At 67.3% G+C, this 24242-nt stretch carries 20 protein-coding genes; 9 read left to right on the top strand and 11 right to left on the bottom strand.

Annotation, left to right across the window (positions count from 1 at the left end):
• Positions 1 to 15 precede the first annotated feature (15 nt).
• The 3 genes from mfd to O0J15_RS16185 form a co-directional block, all read right to left on the bottom strand.
• Positions 16 to 3480, bottom strand: coding sequence for a transcription-repair coupling factor (gene mfd, locus O0J15_RS16175; protein ID WP_134743509.1), 3465 nt, complete (start codon positions 3478 to 3480; stop codon positions 16 to 18).
• 128 nt (positions 3481 to 3608) lie between these two features.
• Positions 3609 to 4154, bottom strand: coding sequence for a GNAT family N-acetyltransferase (locus tag O0J15_RS16180; RefSeq protein ID WP_019659177.1), 546 nt, complete (start codon positions 4152 to 4154; stop codon positions 3609 to 3611).
• A 95-nt stretch (positions 4155 to 4249) separates the two neighbouring features.
• Positions 4250 to 5107 (bottom strand): 23S rRNA (adenine(2030)-N(6))-methyltransferase RlmJ, encoded by an 858-nt coding sequence (locus tag O0J15_RS16185; RefSeq protein ID WP_308305945.1) that lies wholly within the window; start codon positions 5105 to 5107, stop codon positions 4250 to 4252.
• Positions 5108 to 5142: 35 nt separating this feature from the next.
• On the opposite strand from O0J15_RS16185, the gene creB reads away from it, so the two are divergent.
• The 7 genes from creB (at position 5143) to O0J15_RS16220 (ending at position 12956) form a co-directional block, all read left to right on the top strand.
• Positions 5143 to 5868, top strand: coding sequence for a two-component system response regulator CreB (gene creB, locus O0J15_RS16190; protein WP_308305946.1), 726 nt, complete (start codon positions 5143 to 5145; stop codon positions 5866 to 5868).
• Positions 5869 to 5871: 3 nt separating this feature from the next.
• Entirely contained in the window at positions 5872 to 7332 is a 1461-nt protein-coding gene (gene creC, locus O0J15_RS16195) for a two-component system sensor histidine kinase CreC (protein ID WP_308305947.1), read from the top strand.
• 82 nt (positions 7333 to 7414) lie between these two features.
• A complete protein-coding gene (gene creD, locus O0J15_RS16200) occupies positions 7415 to 8734 on the top strand; it encodes a cell envelope integrity protein CreD (RefSeq protein WP_164145350.1) in 1320 nt (439 codons plus the stop codon).
• A 10-nt stretch (positions 8735 to 8744) separates the two neighbouring features.
• Positions 8745 to 9155 (top strand): hypothetical protein, encoded by a 411-nt coding sequence (locus tag O0J15_RS16205; protein ID WP_019659172.1) that lies wholly within the window; start codon positions 8745 to 8747, stop codon positions 9153 to 9155.
• Between the two features lie 124 nt (positions 9156 to 9279).
• Positions 9280 to 10872 (top strand): M20/M25/M40 family metallo-hydrolase, encoded by a 1593-nt coding sequence (locus O0J15_RS16210; protein ID WP_308305948.1) that lies wholly within the window; start codon positions 9280 to 9282, stop codon positions 10870 to 10872.
• Positions 10873 to 11026: 154 nt separating this feature from the next.
• Complete coding sequence (gene gltX, locus O0J15_RS16215; RefSeq protein ID WP_308305949.1) at positions 11027 to 12430, top strand: glutamate--tRNA ligase; 1404 nt, start codon at positions 11027 to 11029, stop codon at positions 12428 to 12430.
• A 34-nt stretch (positions 12431 to 12464) separates the two neighbouring features.
• On the top strand, positions 12465 to 12956 hold the full coding sequence (locus tag O0J15_RS16220) for a Fur family transcriptional regulator (protein ID WP_021202513.1): 492 nt from the start codon (positions 12465 to 12467) through the stop codon (positions 12954 to 12956).
• A 95-nt stretch (positions 12957 to 13051) separates the two neighbouring features.
• Here O0J15_RS16220 and O0J15_RS16225 read toward each other — a convergent pair whose 3' ends face one another.
• The 5 genes from O0J15_RS16225 to O0J15_RS16245 form a co-directional block, all read right to left on the bottom strand.
• Positions 13052 to 14206, bottom strand: coding sequence for an HlyD family secretion protein (locus tag O0J15_RS16225; protein ID WP_021202514.1), 1155 nt, complete (start codon positions 14204 to 14206; stop codon positions 13052 to 13054).
• A gap of 8 nt (positions 14207 to 14214) precedes the next feature.
• Complete coding sequence (locus O0J15_RS16230; protein ID WP_308305950.1) at positions 14215 to 15888, bottom strand: MFS transporter; 1674 nt, start codon at positions 15886 to 15888, stop codon at positions 14215 to 14217.
• Complete coding sequence (locus O0J15_RS16235) at positions 15888 to 16454, bottom strand: TetR/AcrR family transcriptional regulator (protein ID WP_019659167.1); 567 nt, start codon at positions 16452 to 16454, stop codon at positions 15888 to 15890. Before O0J15_RS16235 ends, O0J15_RS16230 begins: the two co-directional genes overlap by 1 nt.
• 201 nt (positions 16455 to 16655) lie before the next feature.
• Complete coding sequence (locus O0J15_RS16240; RefSeq protein ID WP_308305951.1) at positions 16656 to 16982, bottom strand: hypothetical protein; 327 nt, start codon at positions 16980 to 16982, stop codon at positions 16656 to 16658.
• 293 nt (positions 16983 to 17275) lie between these two features.
• The gene (locus tag O0J15_RS16245; protein ID WP_308305952.1) at positions 17276 to 19483 is read right to left on the bottom strand and encodes a TonB-dependent receptor; all 2208 of its coding nucleotides are present in this window, start codon (positions 19481 to 19483) and stop codon (positions 17276 to 17278) included.
• 136 nt (positions 19484 to 19619) lie between these two features.
• On the opposite strand from O0J15_RS16245, the gene O0J15_RS16250 reads away from it, so the two are divergent.
• Together O0J15_RS16250 and O0J15_RS16255 are read left to right on the top strand one after the other, a co-directional pair.
• On the top strand, positions 19620 to 20033 hold the full coding sequence (locus O0J15_RS16250; RefSeq protein ID WP_021202517.1) for a MerC domain-containing protein: 414 nt from the start codon (positions 19620 to 19622) through the stop codon (positions 20031 to 20033).
• A 110-nt stretch (positions 20034 to 20143) separates the two neighbouring features.
• Positions 20144 to 20323 carry a 30S ribosomal protein THX gene (locus O0J15_RS16255; protein WP_004150462.1) on the top strand — a complete coding sequence of 60 codons (180 nt, stop codon included), beginning with the start codon at positions 20144 to 20146 and terminating at the stop codon, positions 20321 to 20323.
• A 116-nt stretch (positions 20324 to 20439) separates the two neighbouring features.
• Here the strand turns inward: O0J15_RS16255 and O0J15_RS16260 are convergent, their stop codons facing one another.
• The 3 genes from O0J15_RS16260 to O0J15_RS16270 all read right to left on the bottom strand — a co-directional run bounded on the left by O0J15_RS16260 (position 20440) and on the right by O0J15_RS16270 (position 24082).
• Positions 20440 to 21690 (bottom strand): ectonucleotide pyrophosphatase/phosphodiesterase, encoded by a 1251-nt coding sequence (locus O0J15_RS16260; RefSeq protein ID WP_134732476.1) that lies wholly within the window; start codon positions 21688 to 21690, stop codon positions 20440 to 20442.
• A gap of 425 nt (positions 21691 to 22115) precedes the next feature.
• Positions 22116 to 22607, bottom strand: a complete 492-nt coding sequence (locus O0J15_RS16265) for a methylated-DNA--[protein]-cysteine S-methyltransferase (protein ID WP_021202265.1) — start codon at positions 22605 to 22607, stop codon at positions 22116 to 22118.
• Positions 22604 to 24082, bottom strand: coding sequence for an AlkA N-terminal domain-containing protein (locus O0J15_RS16270; protein ID WP_308305953.1), 1479 nt, complete (start codon positions 24080 to 24082; stop codon positions 22604 to 22606). The genes O0J15_RS16265 and O0J15_RS16270 overlap by 4 nt, the downstream gene beginning before the upstream one ends.
• Positions 24083 to 24242 lie beyond the last annotated feature (160 nt).

Below are 24242 nucleotides of genomic sequence, written 5' to 3' on the forward strand. Positions count from 1 at the left end.
GTTCGGGGGGGGCGATCAACCCGGGGCGAGGGTGGTCAGAAGGGCGCGGGCCGCATTGAAGCGGTCTTCCGGCAACGGCAGCGGGTGCTTGATGCGCAGCTTGTCGGGCCCTTCCATGGCGTAGAGGTTCGGTTGTTTCTGGATCAGCTGGATCACCGCCATCGGATCGATGTTCGGCTTGGACTCGAACACGATGCGGCCGCCGTTCTCGCCCAGGTCGAGCTTGCGGATGCCCAGCGTATTGGCTTTCAGCTTCAGCTCGGCGATGGCGAACAGGTGCTTGGCCGCATCCGGCAGCAGGCCGAAGCGGTCGATCATCTCCACCTGCAGCTCGCGCAGTGCATCGCTGTCGCGCGCGCTTGAAATGCGCTTGTACAGGGTCAGGCGGGTGTGCACGTCCGGCAGGTAGTCTTCCGGGATCAGTGCCGGCACATGCAGCTCGACCTCGGCGCCGCGCACTTCCTCACCGGCATCCAGGTCGGGCAGCTTGCCCTGCTTGATGCTGCGTACCGCGCGTTCCAGCAGCTCGGTATACAGGCTGAAGCCGACCTCGGCCATCTGCCCGCTCTGGTCCTCGCCAAGCAGTTCACCGGCGCCGCGGATTTCCAGATCGTGGGTGGCCAGGGTGAAGCCGGCGCCCAGCTCGTCCATCGAGGCGATCGCCTCCAGGCGCTTCTCGGCGTCGGGGGTGATCGCGCGACGGTCGGGGGTGATCAGGTAGGCGTAGGCACGGTGGTGCGAACGACCGACGCGGCCACGCAGCTGGTGCAGCTGGGCCAGGCCGAAACGGTCGGCACGGTTGATGATGATGGTGTTGGCGTTGGGGATGTCGATGCCCGATTCGATGATCGTGGTCGACAGCAGCACGTTGAAACGCTGCTTCTGGAAATCCAGCATCACCTTTTCCAGTTCGCGCTCGGGCATCTGCCCGTGGGCGATGCCGATGCGCGCTTCCGGCACCAGCTCGGACAGCTCGCGCTGCATGCGGCCGATGCTCTCCACGTCGTTGTGCAGGAAGTACAGCTGGCCGCCACGTGCCAGCTCGCGCTGGAAGGCTTCGCGCAGCAGCGCGTTGTCCCACTGGGTGATGAAGGTCTGCACCGCCAGCCGGTTCGGCGGCGGCGTGGCGATGATCGACAGGTCGCGCAGGCCGGCCATGGCCATGTTGAGCGTGCGCGGGATCGGCGTGGCGGTCAGCGTCAGCAGGTGCACGTTGGCGCGCAGCGCCTTCAGCGCCTCCTTCTGGCGCACGCCGAATCGCTGCTCCTCGTCGACGATGACCATGCCCAGGTCCTTGAACTTCACGTCCGGCTGCAGCAGGCGATGGGTGCCGACGATGACGTCGATGGTGCCGGCAGCGACCTTTTCCAGTTCGGCCTTGATTTCCTTGCTGGTCTTGAAGCGCGACAGCACCTCGACCTTCAGCGGGTAATCGGCGAAGCGGTCGCGGAAGTTGCGGTAGTGCTGTTCGGCCAGAAGCGTGGTCGGCACCAGCACGGCCACCTGCTTGCCGGCACTGGCGGCGGCGAACGCGGCGCGCACCGCCACCTCGGTCTTGCCGAAGCCGACGTCGCCGCAGACCACGCGGTCCATCGGCTGGCTGCTGGCCAGGTCGCGCAGGGTCGCATCGATCGCGGCCAGCTGGTCCGGGGTCTCCTCGAACGGGAAACCGGCCGCGAACGGCTCGTACATCGCGCGGTCGACCTGCAGTGCCAGGCCGGCACGCGCCTGGCGGCGGGCCTGGATCTCCAGCAGCTCGGCAGCAACGTCGCGTACTTTCTCGGCGGCCTTGCGCTTGGCCTTGCTCCACTGCTCGCCACCGAGCGAATGCAGCGGCGCGGTTTCCGCCGACGCACCGGAATAGCGGCTGATCAGGTGCAGCTGGGCGACCGGCACATACAGGCGGTCGCCCTTGGCATATTCGATTTCGAGGAACTCGCCGGGCATGCCGCCGACGTCCATCGCGATCAGGCCACGATAGCGGCCGACGCCATGATCCTCGTGCACGATCGGCGCGCCCTCGGTCAGTTCACCGAGGTCGCGGATGATCGCTTCCGGCTCGCGGCCGGCACGGCGCGTGCGCCGGGTGCTGCCGGCGCGCTCGGGGAACAGCTGGCGCTCGGTCAGCACCGCGATGCGCGGATCGTCCAGCGCGAAGCCATCCTCCAGCGGTGCCACCGCGATCGCGAAGCGCGCGTCGTCGGCGAGGAAGCTGGGCAGGTCGGCCACCACCGGCGGCTTCAGCTCGGCGGCCTGCAGCACTTCCAGCAGCGCCTCGCGGCGGCCGGGTGAATCGGCGGCGATCAGTACCCGGCCCGGATAATGGCCGAGGAAGGATTTCAGCGCATCGCCGGCGGGGGCTTCGCGCGCGGCCACCGGCAGCGGGGGCAGCGGCTGGTCGCCCAGCGCGTGCGCGTCGGCGATGCGTGCGTGGTCGGCGGCCCATACTTCGATGCGCGGGGCATCGTTCAGGCGCTCGCGCAGCAGCTCCGGCGACAGGTACAGCGCCGACGGCGGCAGCAGCGGCCGTTCCACATCGTGGCGGCGCTGCTCATAACGCTCGCCGGTCTGCGCCCAGAACGCCTCGGCGGCTTCGCCGGCACCGGCACAGACCACCGGCAGGCTGCCGCTGGGCAGGTAGTCGAACAGGGTCGCGGTGCGCTCGAAGAACAGCGGCAGGTAGTACTCGACGCCGGCCGGGGCCAGCCCGGACTTCAGATCCTGGTACAGCGAACTGCGCCGGGTATCCACATCGAAACGCTCGCGCAGCGTGGCCAGCACGCGTGCGATGCTGGCCTCGTCCATCGGCACTTCGCGGCCGGGCAGCATGTGCACCGCCTCGACCTTGTCCAGCGAACGCTGGCTTTCCGGATCGAAGGCACGGATCGAGTCGATGTCCTCGTCCAGTAGTTCTACCCGCAGCGGCTCGTCGGCGCCCATCGGGAACACGTCGAGCAGGCCGCCGCGCACGGCGAAGTCGCCCGGGTCCATCACCTGCGGCACGTTGCGGTAGCCGGCGCTTTCCAGGCGGCGCTTCTCGGCCTCCAGGTCCAGGCGCTGGCCGACCTTCAGGTCGAAGCTGCCACCGATCACATAGCTGCGCGGGGCCAGCTGCTGCAGCAGGGTCTGCACCGGCACGATCACCAGGCCACGCTTCAGCGTGGGCAGGCGGTGCAGGGCAGCCAAGCGCTGCGAGATGATGTCCGGATGCGGGCTGAAGCGGTCGTAGGGCAGGGTTTCCCAGTCAGGGAAGGCGACCACCGGCAGGGCCGGGTCGCCGCCAAGGAGGGTCTGCAGGTCGGCTTCAAGCTGGTTGGCACCGTGGTTGTCACGGGCGATCACCAGCAGCGGGGCGTCGTGCGCGCGCGCGGCCTGGGCCAGGTACCAGGCCAGGGCGGTCGGCGAGGCGGGGGCGCGCCACCAGGCGCGGAGCTGGCCGGCACGCGGCAGCGGCGGGGCGGGGTATGAGGTACGCGACATGGACTCCGGATTTTAGCAGAAGCCCCTGCCGGGCCCATGATCGTGACGTGAGCGGGTGTAGCGCCGGGCCAAGCCCGGCCGAGCGCGGCGGTTGAATCAACGTCGCCGGGCATGGCCCGGCGCTACCTTCAGTTGTCCAACTCCAGCACCATCCGCACCAGGCCTTCGGCACCGTTCGGATGCGGCACCGGCTTGAAGCCCAGCGAGGCGGCGAGCTGCTTCATTGGCTCGTTCTCGGCGGCAACGTCGCCGTACAGGCGGTCCAGGTACTTGCCGCGGCCCCACTTCACCAGCTTGCGCATCAGCTGCCGGCCCAGGCCCTGGCCGATCAGGAAGCGGCTGATCAGGATCGCGTACTCGGCTTCACGGGTGCCGGGGATGATCGAGGCCCGGGCAACCGCGCCGACCACCGCTTCGCCAGCGGGCAGGGACTCGGCTGCGACCAGGGTGATCTCGGTCTTGGGGTTCGGGTGGGTCAGGCGCTGGGTAGTCTCCGGCGACAGTTCGGTCACCGCCTGCAGGAAACGATCACGGATTTCTTCCGGCCCGAACAGGCTGAATGCCGCTTGCAGCGGTGCGCCATCTTCCGGGCGGATGGGGCGGATCAGCAGCTCGTGGCCGCTGGGAGCCTTGAAGATCTCATGCCAGGGCGGCATGCGGTTGCGAGTGGCCATACCGGGTGATTCCTTGGTGGTCCATCGATTGTGGCATCACCGGGGCTGCATTCCGTGAACGGAAGGCTCACGGCGGTACAGCCTCGTGAAGGCCGTTATTCGGGGGCTTTGAGCCAATCCAGGCGGGTGCTGGCACCGGGTTCGCCCAGGTGCTGGCGCAGCGCCGGCAGGGCCGGGCCGACCACCCGGTCGAACTGCCAGGGCGGGTTGAGCAGCAGCATGCCGCTGCCGTTGAGCCGCAGCGGCGAGTCGTCAGGGCGCACCAGGAACTCGATCGTCATCGCCGACTTGACCGGCAGGGCAGTGGCCTTGCGCAGGAAGTGCAGGATGGTGCGCCGCTGCTTGATCGGGAACCAGACCGCACAGGTGGCCTGCGGCCAGCGTGCCAGGGTCTCGGCCAGGGCGGCCAAGACGTTCTGGTATTCCGCGTCCTGGGCCTCGTACGGCGGGTCAATCAGGACCAGGCCACGGCCGATCTTGCTGCCGTTGAACTTCGGCGGCAGCAGCGAGCGCAGCACGGCATAGCCATCGCCGGCGCGCACGTCGACGCGGCTGTCATGGGCGAACAGGGCCTTCAACGTGGCCGTTTCGGCTTCCTGCAGCTCACAGACCGCCATGCGGTCCTGCGCACGCATTGCCTGTGCGCTCAGCAGCGGCGAACCCGGATAATTGGTCAGCGCGCCGACCGGGTTGTCGGCCTGTACCGCCTTCAGGTAGCGCTCGACCACCTCCGGCAGCTTGGGCTGGGCCATCAGCCGCATGATTCCGGATTCGGCCTCCAGCGTCTTGCGGCTCTCTTCGCTGGCCAGCAGGTAGCGGCCGGCACCGCCGTGGGTGTCGAGCACGAAGAACGGGCTGTCCTTGCGCTTGAAGCTGTCGATCAGGGCCAGCTGCACGATGTGTTTGAGCACGTCGGCATGGTTGCCGGCATGGAAGGCGTGGCGATAGTTCATGGGCGGCAGTGTACGGGGCGGCGGCCGCAGCGGCTATGCTGCGCGCCATGACAGCTCCCGTTGCCCATGTCCTGGTGGTCGAGGACGAAGCCGCCATCGCCGAAACCGTGCTCTATGCGCTGCGCAGCGAAGGCTATGCCGCCAGCCACTGCCTGCTCGGCGGCGAGGCCCTGCAACGGCTGCAGGCCGGCGATATCGACGTGGTGGTGCTGGACGTGGGCCTGCCCGACCTGGGCGGTTTCGAAGTGTGCCGGCGGCTGCGCGCGCAGCCCGGGCCGGCGGCCCAGCTGCCGGTGATCTTCCTGACCGCCCGCAACGATGAAGTGGACCGCGTGCTGGGCCTGGAACTGGGCGCCGACGATTACATGACCAAGCCGTTCTCGCCGCGAGAACTGGTGGCGCGGGTGCGTGCGCGCCTGCGCCGCGCGGCACCGGTCAACGCAGGACCCAGCGCCGATACGGGCTGGCAGGAACATGGTGCCTTCGCCATCGACCGTGAAGGCCGGCGCATCCGCTTCCGCGGCCACGCGCTGGACCTGACCCGCTACGAGTACGCGCTGCTGGAAGCGCTGCTGCAGCGCCCGGGCGCCATCCTCAGCCGTGCCCAGCTGATGGACCGTGGCTGGGACAGCAGTGCCGACAGCGCCGACCGCACCGTTGATACGCATGTAAAGACGCTGCGCGCCAAGCTGCGCGCGGCCGGTGCCAGCGAAGACCCCATCCGCACCCACCGTGGCCTTGGCTACGCGCTGGAGGTCTAGCCGATGCGCCTGGTATTGAAGCTGTTCCTCGGCTTCTTCCTGATAACCGGCATCGCCGCGTTCTTCGTGATGCGCGTGTTCGTCAACGAAGTGAAGCCCGGCGTGCGCCAGGCGATGGAATCGACCCTGGTCGATGCGGCCAACGTGCTGGCCGAGATGGCCGCCGCCGACGTCAAGGCCGGCACCATCGGCAGCGGCAGCTTCACCCGCAACCTCGCCAAGGCGCGGCAGCGTGACCTGAAAGCGATGGTCTGGCGCTTTCCCAAGCGCTCACTGGACTACCGGGTGACCATCACCGATGCCAAGGGCATCGTCATCTACGACTCGCTGGGCCGCGACCTGGGGCGCGACAACTCGCGCTGGAATGATGTCTATCGCACCCTGCGTGGCGAGTACGGTGCCCGCTCCAGCCCGGAAACGCCGGGCGAGGAAGGCAATACGGTGATGCATGTGGCGGCGCCGGTATACGACCCGGACGATGGGCGCACGCTGATCGGCGTGCTCAGCCTGGCCCAGCCCAACCGCAGCATCGATCCGTTCATCGCTGCAAGCCAACGCGCCATCATCGAGCGCGGCGCCTGGTTGATCGGATTGTCGGCGCTGGTCGGCGTGCTGGTGACGATGTGGCTCACCACGGGCCTTGGCCAGCTCAGCCGCTACGCGCGTGCGGTCAGCGCCGGCGAACCGGTGCCACCCCCGCGGCGGCGCCGCGACGAGATCGGCGACCTGGGCCAGGCACTGGAAACGATGCGCCGCAAGCTGGAGGGCAAGGCCTACGTCGAGCAGTACGTGCAGTCGCTGACGCATGAAATGAAGAGTCCGCTGGCGGCGATCCGCGGTGCCGCCGAGCTGCTGCAGGAGCCACTGCCGGAGGCCGACCGCGTGCATTTTGCACGCAGCATCGTCGATCAGCAGGAGCGGCTGACCGAGACGATCGACAAGCTGCTGGCGCTGGCCGAAGTGGAACAGCACGGCTGGCTGCAGACCCGCGATCCGATCGCGCTGCCAACCTTGCTGGCCGATGCGGCGGCGGCCGCGCAGGTGCGTGCGCAGGCGGCCGGCGTGCAGGTGCGCATCGGCAGCGTACCCGACATGCGCGTGCAGGGTGATGCCTATCTGCTGCGGCAGGCGTTGCACAACCTGATCGACAACGCCATTGCCTTCTCACCGCCCGGCGCGGACATCGCGCTGCAGGCCGAGGTGGACGGGCAGGGCGTACGCCTGCAGGTAGCGGATCGCGGTGCCGGCGTTCCCGACTACGCGCGCGAACGGGTGTTCGAACGCTTCTATTCGCTGGCCCGCCCCGGCAGCGGCCGGCGCAGTTCCGGCCTGGGCCTGCCGTTCGTGCAGGAGGTCGCGCGCCTGCACGATGGTCGCGCCAGCCTCGACGCGCGCGACGGCGGTGGCACCGTCGCCAGCCTGTGGCTGCCGTTGTCAGTGCCGGGCCAGCGCCCCCGCCGCTGACTTCACATTCGCTTCAAATTCGCCACAAACCCCGCTCACCGTGGCGGTCCATCCTGCAGTCCTCTCCAACGAGGATTGGACCATGAAATCCCTGAAGATGCTGCTGCGCTTCGCCATTGTCGGCGGCCTGATCCTGCTGCTGCTGGTTCCGCTGACGATGATCCGCAGTGTCATCAACGAACGCAGTGCGTACCGCGACGAGGCTTTCTCGCGGGTGGCCGACAGCCGCGCCGGCGCACAGCAGCTGGTGGGCCCGGTGCGGGTGGTGCCATGGGTGGAACGCAAGCAGGTTGAACTGGTCGACCCGCTGGGCGTCAAGAAGACCGAAGTGCAGGTCACCGAGGGGCACTGGCTGCAGATGCCGGCATCGCTGGAGGTGGGCGGCGAAATGCTGCCGAGCCAGCGTGAGGTGGGGCTGTTCAAGGTGCCGGTCTACAGCTGGAACGGCCAGATGAAGGCGACCTTCGCCGCAGACGATTACCCGGTGAAGGCGGGCCGCAGTTACGGCCAGCCGTATGTGGCGGTGGGGGTTTCCGATGTCCGTGGCCTGGTCGGCACGCCGAACCTGCGCGTGGATGGCAAGCAGCTGCGTTTGCTGCCGGGTGTTGGTGCGGCCGGCGAGATCGGGCGGGGCCTGCATGCACCGGTGGCCGGTTTCGATGCGGATCAGGGCGGCACGCTGGCCGCCAGCACCGTTGAACTGGAGCTGCGCCTGGATGGCAGTCGCATGCTGTCGGTGGTGCCGGTGGGCGATGACACCCACATCGCGCTGCGTTCGAGCTGGCCGCATCCGTCGTTCAGCGGAGCTTTCCTGCCCAACGAGCGCCGCGTTGATGCGCAGGGATTCGATGCGCGCTGGGCGGTGTCCTCGCTGGCCTCCGACGCACAGCGGCAGCTGCGCAATGACGGTTCGGTGGACTCGCAGGCGGTGACGGTGTCGCTGGTCGATCCGGTCGATAGCTACACCCAGGCCGACCGTGCCTCGAAGTACGGCGTGCTGTTCGTGCTGCTGACCTTCCTCGGCTTCATCCTGTTCGAGCTGATCAAGTCGCTGCGCATCCACCCGCTGCAGTACCTGATGGTCGGCCTGGCGCTGGCGATCTTCTTCCTGCTGCTGATCAGCCTGTCCGAGCACATCGCGTTCTGGAAGGCCTACCTGGTTTCGGCGGTGGCCTGCATCGGCCTGCAGGCGGTGTACCTGGCCAATGTGCTGGGCCACTGGAAGCGCGGCTTCGGCTTCGCGGCGCTGCTGACCGTGCTGTACGGCGCGCTGTATGGCCTGCTGGTGTCGGAGAACAATGCGCTGCTGATGGGTTCGCTGCTGCTGTTCGTGATCCTGGCGCTGGCGATGTGGGTGACCCGTCGGGTGGACTGGTACGCGCTCGGCGCGGACCTGAAGTAAGGAGCAGGCCATGAGTTGGCGCCAGGGATTGCGGCAACGGGCACGGCAGGGTATTCCGGCCCTGTTGGAAGTGGATGCACTGCTGCAGGCACATGGCGTGCTGGCGGCCCTGCCGGGGGCACGGATCGCCCCCGGCCTGGTCCGCTTCCAGCTGGCGGCGGCGACCTGCCAAGGACTGCGGGGCAAGGGCCTGGGCTGGTTGCAGGGTGCGCGGCAGGGACGTGGCGCAGTGGCCGGACGGGTGCCGCGCTACCGGCCATGGAAGGCCGGGGCGGAAGCGCTGGCCGAAATCGGCATCGACGGCCTGCCCGATGACTGGCCCGCGCATGCGGCGGTGTACGGCTGCTGCAGCGTCGACCGGCGGCACTGGTTGTTGTTGCTGCCGGAGCGGGCGCAGTTGTGGTTGGGGTGGAGGGGGTGATCGGGTTGTTCATCCACGCATGGCGTGGATCTACTGCTGTCCATGACCGATGGGACGGTATCGGCGCGCCCCTGCTGGCTAGACTCGATGGGTTGAAGATCGAGCCGAAGGGCAGGGGTGCGATGTGTTGAAGTGGGGCGTGCTGGCCGCAGCGCTTGTGATGGGTGGCAATGCAGGGGCGCAGCAGCGCGAGACGGTGGACCTGGACATGGTCAGCCGCATCCGCCAGGAGGCCTTCCACCGGTCGCAGGTAATGGACACCTTCAGTTACCTCACCGAACGCATTGGACCGCGGTTGACCAACTCGCCGGCGATGGGCCGCGCCAATGCGTGGACCCGCGGCAAGTTCAACGAATGGAAGCTGGACAACGTCCACGACGAGGCCTTCGATGATTTCGGCCGTGGCTGGGAATTCACCTCGGCGAGCGTGGAAATGCTGGGTGACCGCGTGCAGCCGCTGCATGCGCTGCCCAAGGCCTGGACCCCCGGTACGAAGGGCCCGGTCGAAGGCGAGCTGGTGCAGGTCGACATCAAGAAGCCCGAAGACATAGAGAAGTACCGCGGCAAGCTGCGTGGCAAGATCCTCCTGCTGGGCGAGGCACGCGAATACAAGCGGGGCACCGAGCCCGATTCGCACCGCCACGACGCCACCTCGCTGGAGGGCCTGCAGGAGTTCACCCTGCCCAAGGACAAGGACGCCACCGCCGAGCGCGCCAAGCGGGTCAAGGAATACCAGGAACGCCAGCAGCTGGCGGCCAAGGTCAATGCCTTCTTCGTGGAAGAGGGCGCGCTGGCCTCGATCGGCATCAGCAGCTGGGACAACGGCATCATCCGCGTTGCCGGTGGTGGTTCGCGCAAGGCCGGTGAGTCGGTGGGCATTCCCGAGCTGGCGATGATCAGCGAGCACTTCAATCCGCTGGTACGCGCGCTGGAGGCCAAGCAGACCGTGCGCCTGCGCGTGGATGTGGCCGCACGCTTCACCGACGAGGCCGACCAGCCCGGCTACAACACGCTGGCCGAGATCCGTGGCAGCAGCAAGCCCGATGAAGTGGTGATGATCGGCGCGCACCTGGATTCCTGGCACAGCGGCACCGGTGCGGCCGACAACGCCGCCGGCGTGGCGGTGATGATGGAGGCGATGCGCATCCTCAAGGCCACCGGCGCCAAGCCCAGGCGCACCATCCGCGTGGCGCTGTGGAGCGGCGAGGAGCAGGGCCTGATCGGCTCGCAGGCCTATGTGGCCAAGCACTTCGGCAAGTTCCCGGAGCCGACCGACCCGGCGCAGAAGGCGCTGCCGGCGTCGCTGCGCGAGCCGACCGGCGCACTGCAGAAGACCCGCGACTACGGCAAGTTCCAGGTCTACTTCAACATGGACAACGGCTCGGGCCGCTTCCGTGGCATCTACGCTCAGGAAAACCTGGTGGCCATGCCTATCTTCGAAGCCTGGCTGGCGCCGTTCCATGACGTGGGCGCCACCACCGTGGCCACCCGCAACACTGGCAGCACCGACCACATCAGCTTCGACCGCATCGGCCTGCCGGGCTTCCAGTTCATCCAGGACCGGCTGGACTACTTCACCAATGTCCACCACAGCCACCTGGACACCTGGGACCACGCCGAACCGGAAGACCTGAAGCAGGCCGCTGCCATCGTCGCCTCGTTCGCCTACAACGCCGCGATGCGCGAGCAGCCGTTCCCGCGCAAGGTGGAACCGTAAAAGGGGACGGAGGGGATTAAGTCGCATCTCCCCTCCGTTTCCCGGTTGCAGTGCCCACGGGCTGGGCAATCACGACTTAATCCCCTCCGTCCCCTTTTTCCGTCGGGGGCGGCGGGCTGGTAAAATCGGGGGATTCCCGTTCCTCGAGCCGTCCATGACCTGCCGCACCCGCTTCGCCCCCAGTCCCACCGGCTACCTCCACATCGGTGGTGCCCGCACCGCGCTGTACTGCTGGCTGGAGGCCCGCCACCGTGGCGGCGAGTTCGTGCTGCGCATCGAGGACACCGACCGTGAACGCAGCACCCAGAGTGCGATCGACGCCATCCTGGAGGCGATGGAGTGGCTGGGCCTGGACTATGACGAAGGCCCGATCTACCAGACCGACCGCGTTGCCCGTTACCAGGAAGTGGCCGAGCAGCTGATCGCCGAGGGCAAGGCGTACTACGCCTACGAGACCCGCGAAGAGCTGGACGCGATGCGCGAGGCTGCCATGGCCAGGCAGGAGAAGCCGCGCTACAACGGCGCTGCGCGCGATCTGGGCCTGCCCTACAGGGACGACCCGAACCGCGTCATCCGCTTCAAGAATCCGCTGGAAGGCACGGTGGTGTTCGACGACCTGATCAAGGGCCGCATCGAGATCGCCAACAGCGAGCTGGATGACATGGTGATCTTCCGCCCGGACGGCTACCCCACCTACAACTTCGCGGTGGTGGTGGACGACTGGGACATGGGCATCACCGAGGTCATCCGCGGCGACGACCACATCAACAACACCCCGCGCCAGATCAACCTGTACGAAGGCATTGGTGCGCCGGTGCCGAAGTTCGGCCACATGCCGATGATCCTGGACGAGCAGGGCGCCAAGTTGTCCAAGCGCACCGGCGCGGCCGACGTGATGCAGTACAAGGACGCCGGCTACCTGCCCGATGCGCTGCTGAGCTACCTGGCCCGTCTCGGCTGGTCGCACGGTGACCAGGAGCTGTTCAGCCGCCAGGAGCTGATCGAGCTGTTCGACGTGAAGGACTGCAACTCCAAGGCCTCGCGACTGGACATGGCCAAGCTGGGCTGGGTCAACCAGCACTTCCTGAAGACCGAGGATGTGGCCGCGATCGTGCCGCACCTGGTCTACCAGCTGCAGAAGCTGGGGCTGGACGTGGCTGCCGGACCGGCACCGGAGGACGTGGTGATCGCCCTGCGTGAACGCGTGCAGACCCTGAAGGAGATGGCCGAGAAAGCCGTGGTCTGGTACCAGCCGCTGACCGAGTACGATGACGCGGCGGTGGCCAAGCACTTCAAGGCCGGTGCCGAGGTGGCGCTGGGCAAGGCCCGCGAGCTGCTGGCGGCGTTGCCGGAATGGACCGCCGAATCGGTGGGCCTGGCCCTGCATGACGCGGCCGCAGCGCTGGAGATCGGCATGGGCAAGGTGGCCCAGCCGTTGCGCGTGGCCATCACCGGTACCCAGGTCAGTCCTGACATTTCCCATACCGTGTACCTGGCTGGCCGCGAGCAGGCCTTGAAACGCATCGATGTGGCCATCACCAAGGTAGCAACGGCCTGAGGCATCCTTGCCAGGCCCGAACCGGAGAACGCGCATGTCCGCCAAGACCGCCACTGCTTGTACCGCCCCGCACCACCACGTCCACGACGCATCGGATTTCGTGGCGGTGGTCGAGCGTGTCTCGCGCGAACGCGGGCTGCGCCTTACCCCGATCCGCGCCAATGTACTGAAGCTGATCGCCGAGGCCGGCAAGCCGGTCAAGGCCTATGAGTTGCTGGAATGGGTGCGCAACGGCAAGGGTGTGGGTGCTGATGCCCCGCCCACCGTGTACCGCGCCCTCGACTTCCTGATGGCCAATGGTTTCGTGCACAAGCTGGAATCGGTGAATGCCTTCGTGGCCTGCCACCACCCCAGCAGCGCCGCGCATTCGGTGCCGTTCCTGATCTGCAACAGCTGCCACAGCGCGGTGGAACTGGAAGACCGGGAAATCGTCAGCCAGCTGGAAAAGCGCGCCAAGGAACTGGGCTTCCAGCCGCAGGCACAGACCCTTGAAGTGCACGGTCTCTGCGCGCGCTGCGCGGGGTAATGCAATGGTAGTGCCGGCCGCTGGCCGGCATCCTGAGTGGGGTCAGATTCCTTTGCCATTGGCAAAAGGGATCTGACCCCGTTTCATGACAAGGGCTAGTCCTTCGGTTTGCCTGCCGTATCCACCCGCACGATCACCGACATGCCGGGCCGCAGCCGCGCCGCCAGTGCCTGACCCGGATCGATCGAGATCCGCACCGGCAGCCGCTGCACCACCTTGGTGAAGTTGCCGCTGGCATTGTCCGGGCGCAACACGCTGAACTCCGACCCGGTGGCGGGCGCGATCTCTTCGACACGGCCCTTCAGCACCTGCCCCTGGAACGCGTCCACCGAGAACGTGGCCGGCTGGCCGATCGCCATCCCCCAGGTCTGGCCTTCCTTGTAGTTGGCCACCACCCACAGCGTGTCAGGTACCAGGAACAGCAGCTGCGAGCCGGCCGCGACGTACTGGCCCACGCGTACGCTGGCTTCACTGATCTGGCCGTCGCGCGGTGCGTGGATCACCGTATTGGCCAGATCGATGCGGGCCAGCTCCAGCTGCGCCTGCGCGCTTTCCACCTGGGCCTCCAGGCTTTTGCGCGCGACCTGGGTCGACACCAGCGTTTCCTCGGCGATGCGGATCTGCGCCTGCGACTGCTGCACGCTGGCCTGCGCCGAGGCCTGGCTGGTGCGGAACTTGTCGCGGTCATTGATCGACACGAGTTGCTGTGCGGCCAGTTCCTCGTAGCGCTTCAGCTCGTTGCGCGAGCGCTGCAGTTCGGCCTGGCCGGCCGAGAGCGTGGCGCGCGCCGAGGCGATCTGCGCACGGTTTTGCGCCTGCGACTGGTCGGAGTTGGCCAGCGCCGCGCGCGCGCTGTCCAGCGTTGCCTGCGCCTGGGCGACACGCTGCGCATAGATGCGGTCATCGATGCGCAGCAGCGGCTCGCCTTCCTTCACGTGCTGGAAGTCCTTCACCAGCACCTCGGTCACATAGCCGTTCACCTGCGGCGCCATCACCGTGATCTGGCCGCGCACATAGGCGTTGTCGGTCACCATCACGCTGCTGGTGAACGGCCACAGGTGCCAGGCACGCAGGATCAGCGCAATGCCCAGCAGGGCGACAATCACCATCACCGCCACGCTGCGCGCGCTGGGCTTGAGGTACTTCGGCGCGACCGCGGGTTCTACCGGTGTGGACGCGGGCGCCGCGTCGGTGGGCGGCGGCGGGGTGACGTTGTCGGCGTCGTCGGGTCGGGGCGGCACGGGAGGCATGGGGGGACTCAACGGGATGCGGCCGGCGTGGCCGCGGTGGACACGGGCGGGTGGCGCTTGCGCCATTGCTTCAGTACGGCGGTACGCAGCGACAGCAGCAGCAACCAGCACAGGAAACCGATCGCCAGCCAGCCGCTCAGGGTGAACACATCGTTGAAGCCACGCACATTGGCTTCTCGGCGCGTGGTCTGTGCCAGCTGCGCGCTGCCCTGTGCGCTGCGCATGACCGGGTCGGTGATCTGGGCGCTGTACAGCTGCTGCTGGAGACGCAGGCGTTGCGCTACCACCGGATCGGCCGGATCGAGCTGGCTGGTCAGCGCGCTGGAATACAGTTGCTCGCGATGCAGCTGGAAGGTGCCCAACACCGCCGAGCCGGCCAGGCCGCCCAGCGTCTGCGTGATCGACAGCGTCACCAGGAAGGTGATCATGTGGTCCACGCCCTGTTTCAGCGCAGCAGAGATGCCAAGCATGATCAGGGGCCCCATGAACATGCCCGCACCGACCGAGGCCAGGAACTGGCTGGCGTAGAAGTCGTGCGGCCGATCCATGCTGGTGCGGTGCTGGTCGAAGAACGCGGCGGCGCCCAGCAGCAGGATCGCCATCAGCAGCTGGGCGATCAGCCGCTTCGGGCCGAAGGTAAGCGAGGCACCGGCGATTCCGGTGATCACCCCGGCCAGGATCACCACGAACAGCGGCCGCATCTGGTCCGGTCCCATGCCCAGCGTGCGCATCAGGTTGACCACGCCGTAGGACTGCTCGGTGGTCAGGAAGCGGATCAGGAAGGCGCCGACGATGAAATGCAGCACCGGCAGCGTCGACAGCCAGCGGATCTGCAGCAGTGGGTTACGCCGGTAGTGCTCGATGATCAAGGCGGTGGTGGACAGCACGATCGAAGCGATCAGCGCCCAGCCCAGCCACGCCGTATTGAGCCACCAGCGCGTGTAGCCCTGCGCCAGCACGATCACCAGCAGGGCGACGGCCGGGGCGAGCAGCGCGAACGTGAGGAAGTCCAGTGGCTCGAACGCCTTCACCTGGATGCCCGGCGGCAGCTTCAGCACTACCACTGCGGCGAAGGCGCACAGGGCCAGGCCGGCCTCGAACGAGTACAGTTGGTGCCACTGGCCGGTATCGACCAGGCCCGGGGAGACGATCCAGGCGATCGGCACCGCCAGCTGGGAAAGGCCGACGCCGACCACCAGCAGATTGCCGGTGAAGCGCCGCGGCAGCGCCTGCAGCATGTACAGCGTGCCCAGCGTTGAACAGGCCGCGCCGGCGAAGCCGCTGGCGGCACGGGTCAGCATCGTGGTCTCGAAGCTGCCGACGAACAGGTGCAGCACCGCCAGCGCCGCATACAGCCCCAGCCCGATTTCGGCGAACAGGCGGATGCCGTACTGCTGGCGGAACTTGAAGGCCAGCAGGTTGGCGGTGACGTTGACCATGGCATAGGCCGCTACCAGCCAGCTGCCCTGGGTCGGGGTCAGCGCCAGCTGGCCCTGCAGGAACGGCAGGTTGGCGGTGACCAGCGCATTGCCGAGGCCGCCGGTGATCGCTACCAGCAACGATACCAGCGCATAGGCCGCACGCCGGTACGGCGGGTGCCAGGGCATCGACGCCGAGCCAGGCATGGTCGGCTTCTCATGTTCCTCCCAATCCGGAACCGGCTTCAGATACGGCTGGACCATCAACGGGCCTCGCTGGCAGCTCCCTGGAGACCCCCACGCAGCAGTTGCAGGGCGCGCCCGGCCAACTGGGCGCGCTCGTCGCGGGTCTTGCCGCGCAGGGCCGCACCCAGCATGCCCGAGATCAGTGAAATATCCGTCTTTTCCAGGTCGGCACGGCACAGCCCGGCGGCCTTGGCGCGCGCGATCGGTTCCTCCAGCAGGTCGCGCACGGTCTCGCGCGCAGCGCGCATGGACGGCACGTCCGAGTCGACCGCACGCCAGTAATCGGCCAGTGCCGGCGAATCGATGATGCGCTGGGCCATGCCCTCGAACACCTCGAACAGGGCGTCGTCGCGGTCGCCGAGCTGTTCGACCTGGCGCCGGATGCGGTCGACCGTGCGCTGCAGCAGCGCCTGGATCAGCGCGGTGCGGTCGGGGAAGTTGCGGTACAGGGTGGCGCGGCCCACCTGGGCGCGTTCGACCACCAGATCCAGCGGGGCGGTGACACCGTGTTGGCCGAACACATGATCGGCGGCGTCGAGGATGAGGGCGCGGCGGGCAGCGGCATCGGCACGTTGGGCGGTCATGGGTATATTTTCGGACATTAGTGTCCGGTTGGCGAGACATTGAGTGACGGGATTGTCCGCTTGTTGTGGTACGCACATCTTTGTGACGGATGTGTGATGGCGTCGCATCGATATGCAGGAACCCCATGGCTCCCGGAGGGGGCAGTAGATCCACGCCATGCGTGGATGAGTATCTGGAGCGGATGGGAGCTGGCTAGCGGCTCACTGATCCACCTTTCCAGTTTTCTTCCTGCTCTTGATGAAATCAATGAACCCCTTCTCATGGCCCTCAAAGGCACGTCTGCCGTACTTGCGGTGCTGCGGTTCGAACAGCGCGTAGGCTGCATCAAGGTTTCCCGATTCGAACTCAATCGTTGCAAGGAGCTCGTCCATGTACTCGCTTGAGGCTTCTCCTTGTCCATAAGTGTCTCTGGCGACCGTCGCCCACGCTCTGGCCTTCTCAAACTGGGCGGTATCGCGATAGAAAACTGCTATTCCATACGATGAACTCTGGGCGTGGTCATAGGATGACTTGGGCTCTGGAATCATGTCCCAGCTTTCAAGGAAGCGATGCTCTGCCTCCGCGATGTCGCCGGCCAGCCAAGCGGTTCTCCCGCGTTTGGCGATTGCAAGGAAGCGTTCTTCCAGTTCGGCATCGAGACTCAGGGCCGTGCAAATGTTTCCGCTCAGTTTGTCTATTGGATTGACACCGGGCTGAGTCTAGCCGCGTAGCAGATGGTGATGCGTCGGTAGTGCGCCGCTTCCACCAGTTCATGCCATATGCGACAAAGAAAAGGGGGCCTTTCGGCCCCCTCAGGTAATGTTCCGGCGGCGTAAGCCGATCAGAAGAACGCGCGGATGCCGAATGCGACGCCACGGCCCGGCAGCGGCGAGTAGTCGCGCAGCAGCGAGGTGTGCGGACGGACTTCGCGGTTGGTCAGGTTGCTGCCATCCAGGAACACCTCGTAGCTGTTGCTGGCGTTGCGGTCCCAGCGGTAGGCCAGGTGGGCGTCGACCAGGGTGTAGCCATCGCTCGGCTCCTCGTTCTGCGCCACGTCCTTCTGGCGGCTGTAGCGCACCGCACCGACCGAGGCGCGCCAGCCGTCCTTCGACCAGCGCAGGTCGGCGCCGACGCGGGCCGGGGCAATACGCGGCAGGTAGCCGGTGTTGGCCAGTTCCACGTTGTAATTGTGGTTGTGGTCGCCGTGCGGCACGGCGATGTCGAGGTTGCGGCTGCCGCTGCCATCCAGCTTGGCTTTCACGTAGTCGCCGAACAGGCGCAGGTCCCAGTCACCGGCGCCGCCCTCGAACAGGTGCACCAGCGCTTCGGCCTCGGCACCGCGGAACACCGCGTCCTGCTGGGTCCAGGCGCGCACCGGCAGCCCCTCGGTAACGCCGGTGTCGGCCAGGTAGATGAAGTCCTTGAACCTGGTCTGGTAGACCGAGGCGGAGAAGTCCAGGCGTTCGCTGTGGGTGTGGATGCCCAGCTCCACGCGCTGGCCGCGCTCGGTCTTCAGGTTGCCGTCGCCGATCTCCAGCGAACGGGTAGCAATGTGCGCGCCGGCGGCGTACAGCTCTTCGTTGGTCGGTGCACGCTCGGAGCTGTCCACGCCGATGCGCAGGTCGACCGCGTCGTTGAGCTTCCAGATGCCGGCAGCCGAGAGGTTGGTGGCGCCGAAGGTGCGGCGCCGGTAGTCACCGGTCGGGTCCAGCTTGACCTGGTCGTGGCGGCCGCCCAGTTCCAGCTTGAACGGTCCGAACTGCTTTTCCTGCAGCACGAACAGGCCGATGTTCTTCGTGCCTGTATCCGGAACGAACGCCTCTTCGCCCTTGGCACCGAAATCACTGTTGCCGAACTGCAGGCCGAAGGCACCGTCCCAGCCACCGATCTGCTGCTGCACCGCTTCCAGGCGCGCTTCGATGCCACGGTTGGTGAAGCGGGTCGACGGCGTGCCGGCCTCCAGCTCCACGTGCTCGTAGTCGGTATAGGCCACGCGTGCGTTGATGTTCTTCAGGAACGAGACCGGGTCATAGATGCCGGCCTTGGTCTCGAAGCGGTTCTGCACCATGTCGATGCGCACGTCATGCTCGTCGCCGCCTTCCTCTTCGTCGCCATGGTCGTGGCCGTGGTCATGGCCGTGATCGTCGCCATCGGCGTGCACGTGTGCGCCGTTGGGAATGCCGTAGTTGGTGCGGTAGGTGCTGGCCGACACGCCGAAGTAGCCGCCTTCGCCCAGCCAGGTCGCACCGACGCCACCGGCACGGGTGCGGATCGAGCTGTTGTCGAGGCGGCCGCGACGCGGCTCTTCGCCTTCCTCGCCCGCGTGGTCATGGTCGTGGTCGTCATGGTGGTCTTCCAGGCTGTCGATCACCGCGTAGCCAGGGATACGGTAGTCGTCGCCATTGCGCACCAGGCCGTCCACATGAAGCACGACATTGCCGCTGACGCCATCGAGGCGGAACATGCCGCTGCGCTCATTGTTCACCGAATTGCCGCGCAGTTCGGCGCGGCCGCTAAGCGGCCGCTCCGGCAGCTCCCGTGCGATGCGGCCATCGACCACGTTGACCGCACCACCGATGGCACCGCTGCCGAACAACAGCGTGGCGGGGCCCTTCAGCACTTCGATCTGGTCGGCCAGGAACGGCTCGATGCTGGTGGCATGGTCGGCACTGACGGTGGATGCATCCATGTTGCCCATGCCGTTGGACAGCACGGCCACGCGCGGGCCTTCCTGGCCACGGATGATCGGGCGGCCGACGCCGGGGCCGAAGAAGGTGCTCTGCACGCCGGGCAGCTTGGCCACGGTATCGCCGAGGGTGCCGGCCTTCTGCTCGTCGAGGCGCTCACCGGCCAGAACCTCCACCGGGCGGGCCAGCGATTCGGCATCGCCCTGCAGTGGCGACGCGGTGACCTGCACCGACGACAGTTCAGTCAGGTGGCGGTCACGATGGGAATCGTCTTCGCTGGCGGCGAAGGCAACGGTCGGAAGCAGGGCGGCGAGGGCCAGGGCCAGGGAATGCGGCTTGAGCCGTGGGGTGTGGGCAGGCATGGATCGGTCCTTTGTTACAATGTATCAATCGCAGGGCGCACGAATCCCGCCGATGGGAGAGGGGGAGGGGAAACCGTGCGGTTCGGGAAGGGATGTTATATTATTCCATAACGATTCGCCGACCCTGCTGGAAGTCATGTCCCTGTCCTCACGCCTGCGCCATCTGCTCGACCGTTTCGGCGCTACCGGTTCGATGCTGTGCGCGGTGCACTGCGCGGTGATTCCCGTACTGCTGGCGGCGGCGCCTTCGCTGGGCCTGTCGTTCTGGCTGGGCGATGGCGTGGAGCAGGCGCTGGTGGTGTTCGTGACCCTGCTCGGGCTGTTCAGCCTGGTATGGGGCTACCGCCGCCACGGCGCGCTGCGCGCGCTGGGCTTCCTGATTCCCGGCCTGGTCGCGTTGTGGGCCGGTGTGCTGTACGACCCGCTGCACCACAACGCCGTGCCGCATGCGGTGGTGATGACCATCGGCGGCCTGCTGGTGGGGGTGGCCCACCTGGTCAATCTTCGCCTCAACCACGGCCACGTGCACGACGCCAGCTGCGCGCACTAGGCGCTCCGTGATAGGATTTTCGATCGTGCGCGGGGGCGCCCAGCAAGGCGGCCCCGCCGAACCCGTGTCAGTACGGGGTAACCAGATTTCACACTTGAGGAGTTGAAGACATGGGTAAGGGTGACCGCAAGACCGCCAAGGGCAAGCGCTACAACGCCAGCTACGGCAACGCCCGTTCGCACACCGCGAGCAAGGTCGCCGTAGGCGCCGCCGCCCCGGTTGCCAAGAAGACCGTGGCCAAGGCTCCGGCGAAGAAGGCTGTGGCGAAGAAGGCCGTCGCCAAGGCCTGATCCGGCCGACCGACCGGTCCAAAGAAAAACGCGGCGCCTGGCGCCGCGTTTTTTTTATGCACGTTCTTGTAGAGCCGAGCAATGCAGCCGAGCGTGGGCTCGGCTCTACAATCGGATCAGCGCAGGGTCTTCTTCAGCGTTTCCGGATTTCCGTCGTTCGGCGCGGCCGGCACCTGCAGCAGGTGCGCCAGCAGCGGGTAGACGTCGACATTGTCGAAGCCATCGATCACCAAACCCTGTCGGAATGACGGGCCGCTGGCCACGAACACGGCACGCATGGAGGGCAGGGCATTGTCGTAGCCATGCGAGCCGCGATCCTGATGGTCGCGTTTGGCGATTTTCTCCTGATGCAGGGCATCCCAGCCTTCATCCATGGCACAGACGATGGCCGGAACCCGCGGATGCGTGCCATAGTGCCAGCGTGCCGGCAGGTTCTCCTTCTTCCAGCATTCGTAGTGCGCGTGGCGTCCGAGCAGGGCGCGTTCGGCTTCCGCTTCGCGGCCGGCGACCGGCGCAAAACCCACCGACTGGCCCTGGCTGACATTGCGCGCAATGGCCGGGTCGGCCATCGACTCGGTGGAGATCACCTGGCCGACCGGCACGCTGGCCATGCCATGGTCAGAGACCACGATCACGTTGGTGGTCGCGGCGAGGCCGCGCTGCTGCAGCCCATCGAGCACCTGGCCGACGATCTGGTCGGCGCGCACGATGGCGTCGGCATACTGTTTCGACTCGGGGCCGTAGTTGTGGCCGGCCTTGTCCACGTGTTCCATGTACAGCGTGGTGAGGCGCGGTGCATCAGCATCGGTCTGCGCCAGCCAGTCGAGCACGATGCCGGCCCGCTGTTCCAGCGGTTGCTTGCCGTCGTACACGCGCCACTTGCTGGGGCGCACGCCGCGGATTTCAGACTCACTGCCCGGCCACGCCGTGGTGGCCGAACGTACGCCAGCGTTCTCGGCACTGACCCAGATCGGTTCGCCACCCCACCAGCCGCTGGTGGTGACCGCGTCGCGGTTGCTCAGTTCGAAACGGCCCAGGGTTGCATCGTCCATGCTGTTGTTGACGATGCCGTGGTGGTCCGGACGCAGGCCGGTGACGATGGTGTAGTGGTTGGGGAAGGTCAGCGAGGGATAGGACGGCGTCATCCAGCGTGCACGCACGCCGCCGTCGATCAGTCGCTGCAGGTTCGGGGTCAGGCCGCGGTCCAGCGCGTCGGCACGCAGGCCATCGATGGAGATCAGCAGCAGCTTGGGCGGCGCAGCCGCAGCGACGGGTGTGGGAACGGAGGCGGAAGGGGCGGGCGCGGTGGTGCAGGCGGCCAATGGCAGCAGCAGCGCCAGCGCGCAGGTCAGGCGTACGGAAGTCATCCGCGCATGATAGTGCGAGGTAATGACGCGCCCAAGACACGGCGCACTATTGCGCGCCGTGTCCGCGCATTTTTCCTTATCCCCGCGCCTGTCGGCGCGCCCCCTTCAACAAGAAGGGGGCTTTTCTCCAGATATATTCCTGATGCTTCCATTCACGCACGGCGTGGATCTACCGTGTCGACCAAGGTCGACACCTACCAACAGTTGCGCAGAATGACGTTCGGACAGATCGCCGGAACCTGTCGAAGGCGGGGTGGGTCCGGTTGCGGGGGCGTGAGCGCCATGGATGGCGCGACCGAGCTTACAGGGACGGGTTGACGGCGTCCCTCGCAACCGGACCCACCGCGCCATGCCTCGGAACGCTGCTGTTGCTTCGGCCGTTGCGGTTGCCTCTGCGGGTGCCGGGCGCAGCCCGGCCAGCCCTCTCAGGCGAACAGCGGGGCCTGGCGTTGTTCCAACCGCAGCAGCGCCGCCTTGGTTTCCAGGCCGCCGCCGAAACCGGTCAGTGCGCCGTTGCTGCCGATCACGCGGTGGCAGGGCAGGATGATCGGCAGCGGGTTGCGCCCGTTGGCTGCACCGACCGCACGGGTCGCGCTGGGTTGGCCCAGGTGCTGCGCCAGCTGCAGGTAGCTCCAGGTCTGGCCGAACGGAATCAACGCCAGCGCCTGCCACACACGCAGCTGGAACGGCGTGCCGCGTGGTGCCAGCACAAGGTCGAAGCTGCTGCGTTCGCCGTGCAGGAACTGCAGCAGTTGCTCGCGCGCTTCCGGCAGCGCATCCGGTGCGTAGTGCCAGTCATCGCGCCCGCGTGCCGGATGGCGGTTCTCGGGGAAAAGCACATGTGACAGGCCACGTTCGTCACCGGCGATGGTCAACACGCCGATCGGGCTGTCGAAACGGTCGAACAACAGGGTCATGTCGGTTCTCCAACGAACGTGCCGGACAGGTGCCACAGGTGCAGCACCGCGTAGGCGCGCCACGGCCGCCACGGTTGCGAGCGCGCTTCGGTTGCACGTTCGCTCAGGCGCTGGCCCTGCGCGTGGCCGAGCACCTGCTGCAGTACAAGATCGCCGGCCGGGAACGCATCGGGCTGGCCGAGCCCGCGCAGGGCGATGTACTGCGCCGTCCACGGGCCGATGCCGGGCAGCGCGACGCAGCGAGCAACGAATTCCTCCAATGCCTGCCCGGGCGCGAAGTCGAGCTGGCCGCTGGCGCAGGCGGCCGCCAGCGCACGCACGGTGGCGGCGCGGCTGCGCGGCAGGCCGATCGATTCCAGGGGCGCTTCGGCCAGCACCTCGGGCGCCGGGAACTGGCGATCGAATTCCGATGGCATGCCCGGCAGGTGCGCGCCATAGGCGTCGACCAGGCGCCGCGCGAAGGTGGTGGCTGCGGCCACGCTGACCTGCTGTCCGAGCACGGCGCGTACGCCCACCTCGAAGCCATCCCAGCCGCCGGGTACGCGCAGCCCGGGGCGTTCGGCGATACCGCGCGCCAGCAAGGGTTCTTCGCTCAGCGCGGCGTGCACCTGCTGCAGGTCCGCGTCCAGATCGAATACGCGGCGCACGCGGCGCACGATGTCCGGAATCAGACGCGGATCGACCGCGCCCAGCTGCAGGCGCAACTCCGGGCGCTTCGGGTCGGCGGTGACCCGCAGCAGGGTGGGGCGTTCGGGCGTGCCCAGCACACGCTGGTAGCTGTCTTCGCCGATCAGTTCGATGCCAGGCAGGCTGCGTTTGCGCAGGAAGGCCAGCATGCGCGGGAAGTCCAGCGGCGGGCGATACACCAGGCGCAGCACCAGGCCGCCGTCATCGGCGGCCAGCGGCTGGTGCTGGCGACGCAGCGCCGTCGGTGCCATGCCGCAACCCTGCAGGAAGGCGGTGTTGAAGCGGCGCAGGCTGTTGTAGCCGGCGGCCAGCGCAACGTCGGTCACCGGCAGCGTGGTCTCGGTCAGCAGTTGCTTGGCCAGCAGCAGGCGATGGGTGGCGTGGATCTGCGCCGGCGTCGCGCCCAGGTGTTCAACGAACAGGCGCTGCAGCTGGCGCGCGCTCAGGCCGATCTTCTGCGCGAGGTCCGCGACGGGCTGCTCCTGAAGGAAGCCGCCATGGATCAGGGCGAGTGCGCGCTGCACGGTCTGCCCGGCCAATGCCTGCTGGGCCTGCGGTGCCAGTTCAGGACGGCAGCGCAGGCATGGGCGGTAGCCGGCAGCTGCGGCCGCAGCGGCGGTGGGGTAGTAGGTGATGTGGCGCGGCTTCGGTGGCGGTGCCGGGCACACCGGGCGGCAGTAGATGCCGGTACTGCGCACGGCGGTGAAGAACACGCCGTCGAAGCGCGCGTCGCGGGCCAGGCGGGCACGGTCGCAGGCGGCGGTGTCGAGGGCGAGGGCGGTATCCATGGCGCCAGTCTAGGCGTGTGCGGCTGGAGATACTCGCCACATTCGGACATGGATGCTGAAGAGGGTTGGGCGGGGGGGGGGGGGGGGGCCCCCCCGGGGGCCCGCACACCCCCCCGCCCGGGGGGGGGGGGGGGGGGGGGGGGGGGGGGGGGGGGGGGGG

The organism is Stenotrophomonas sp. Sm10 (assembly GCF_030985515.1).
GTDB lineage: Bacteria > Pseudomonadota > Gammaproteobacteria > Xanthomonadales > Xanthomonadaceae > Stenotrophomonas > Stenotrophomonas hibiscicola.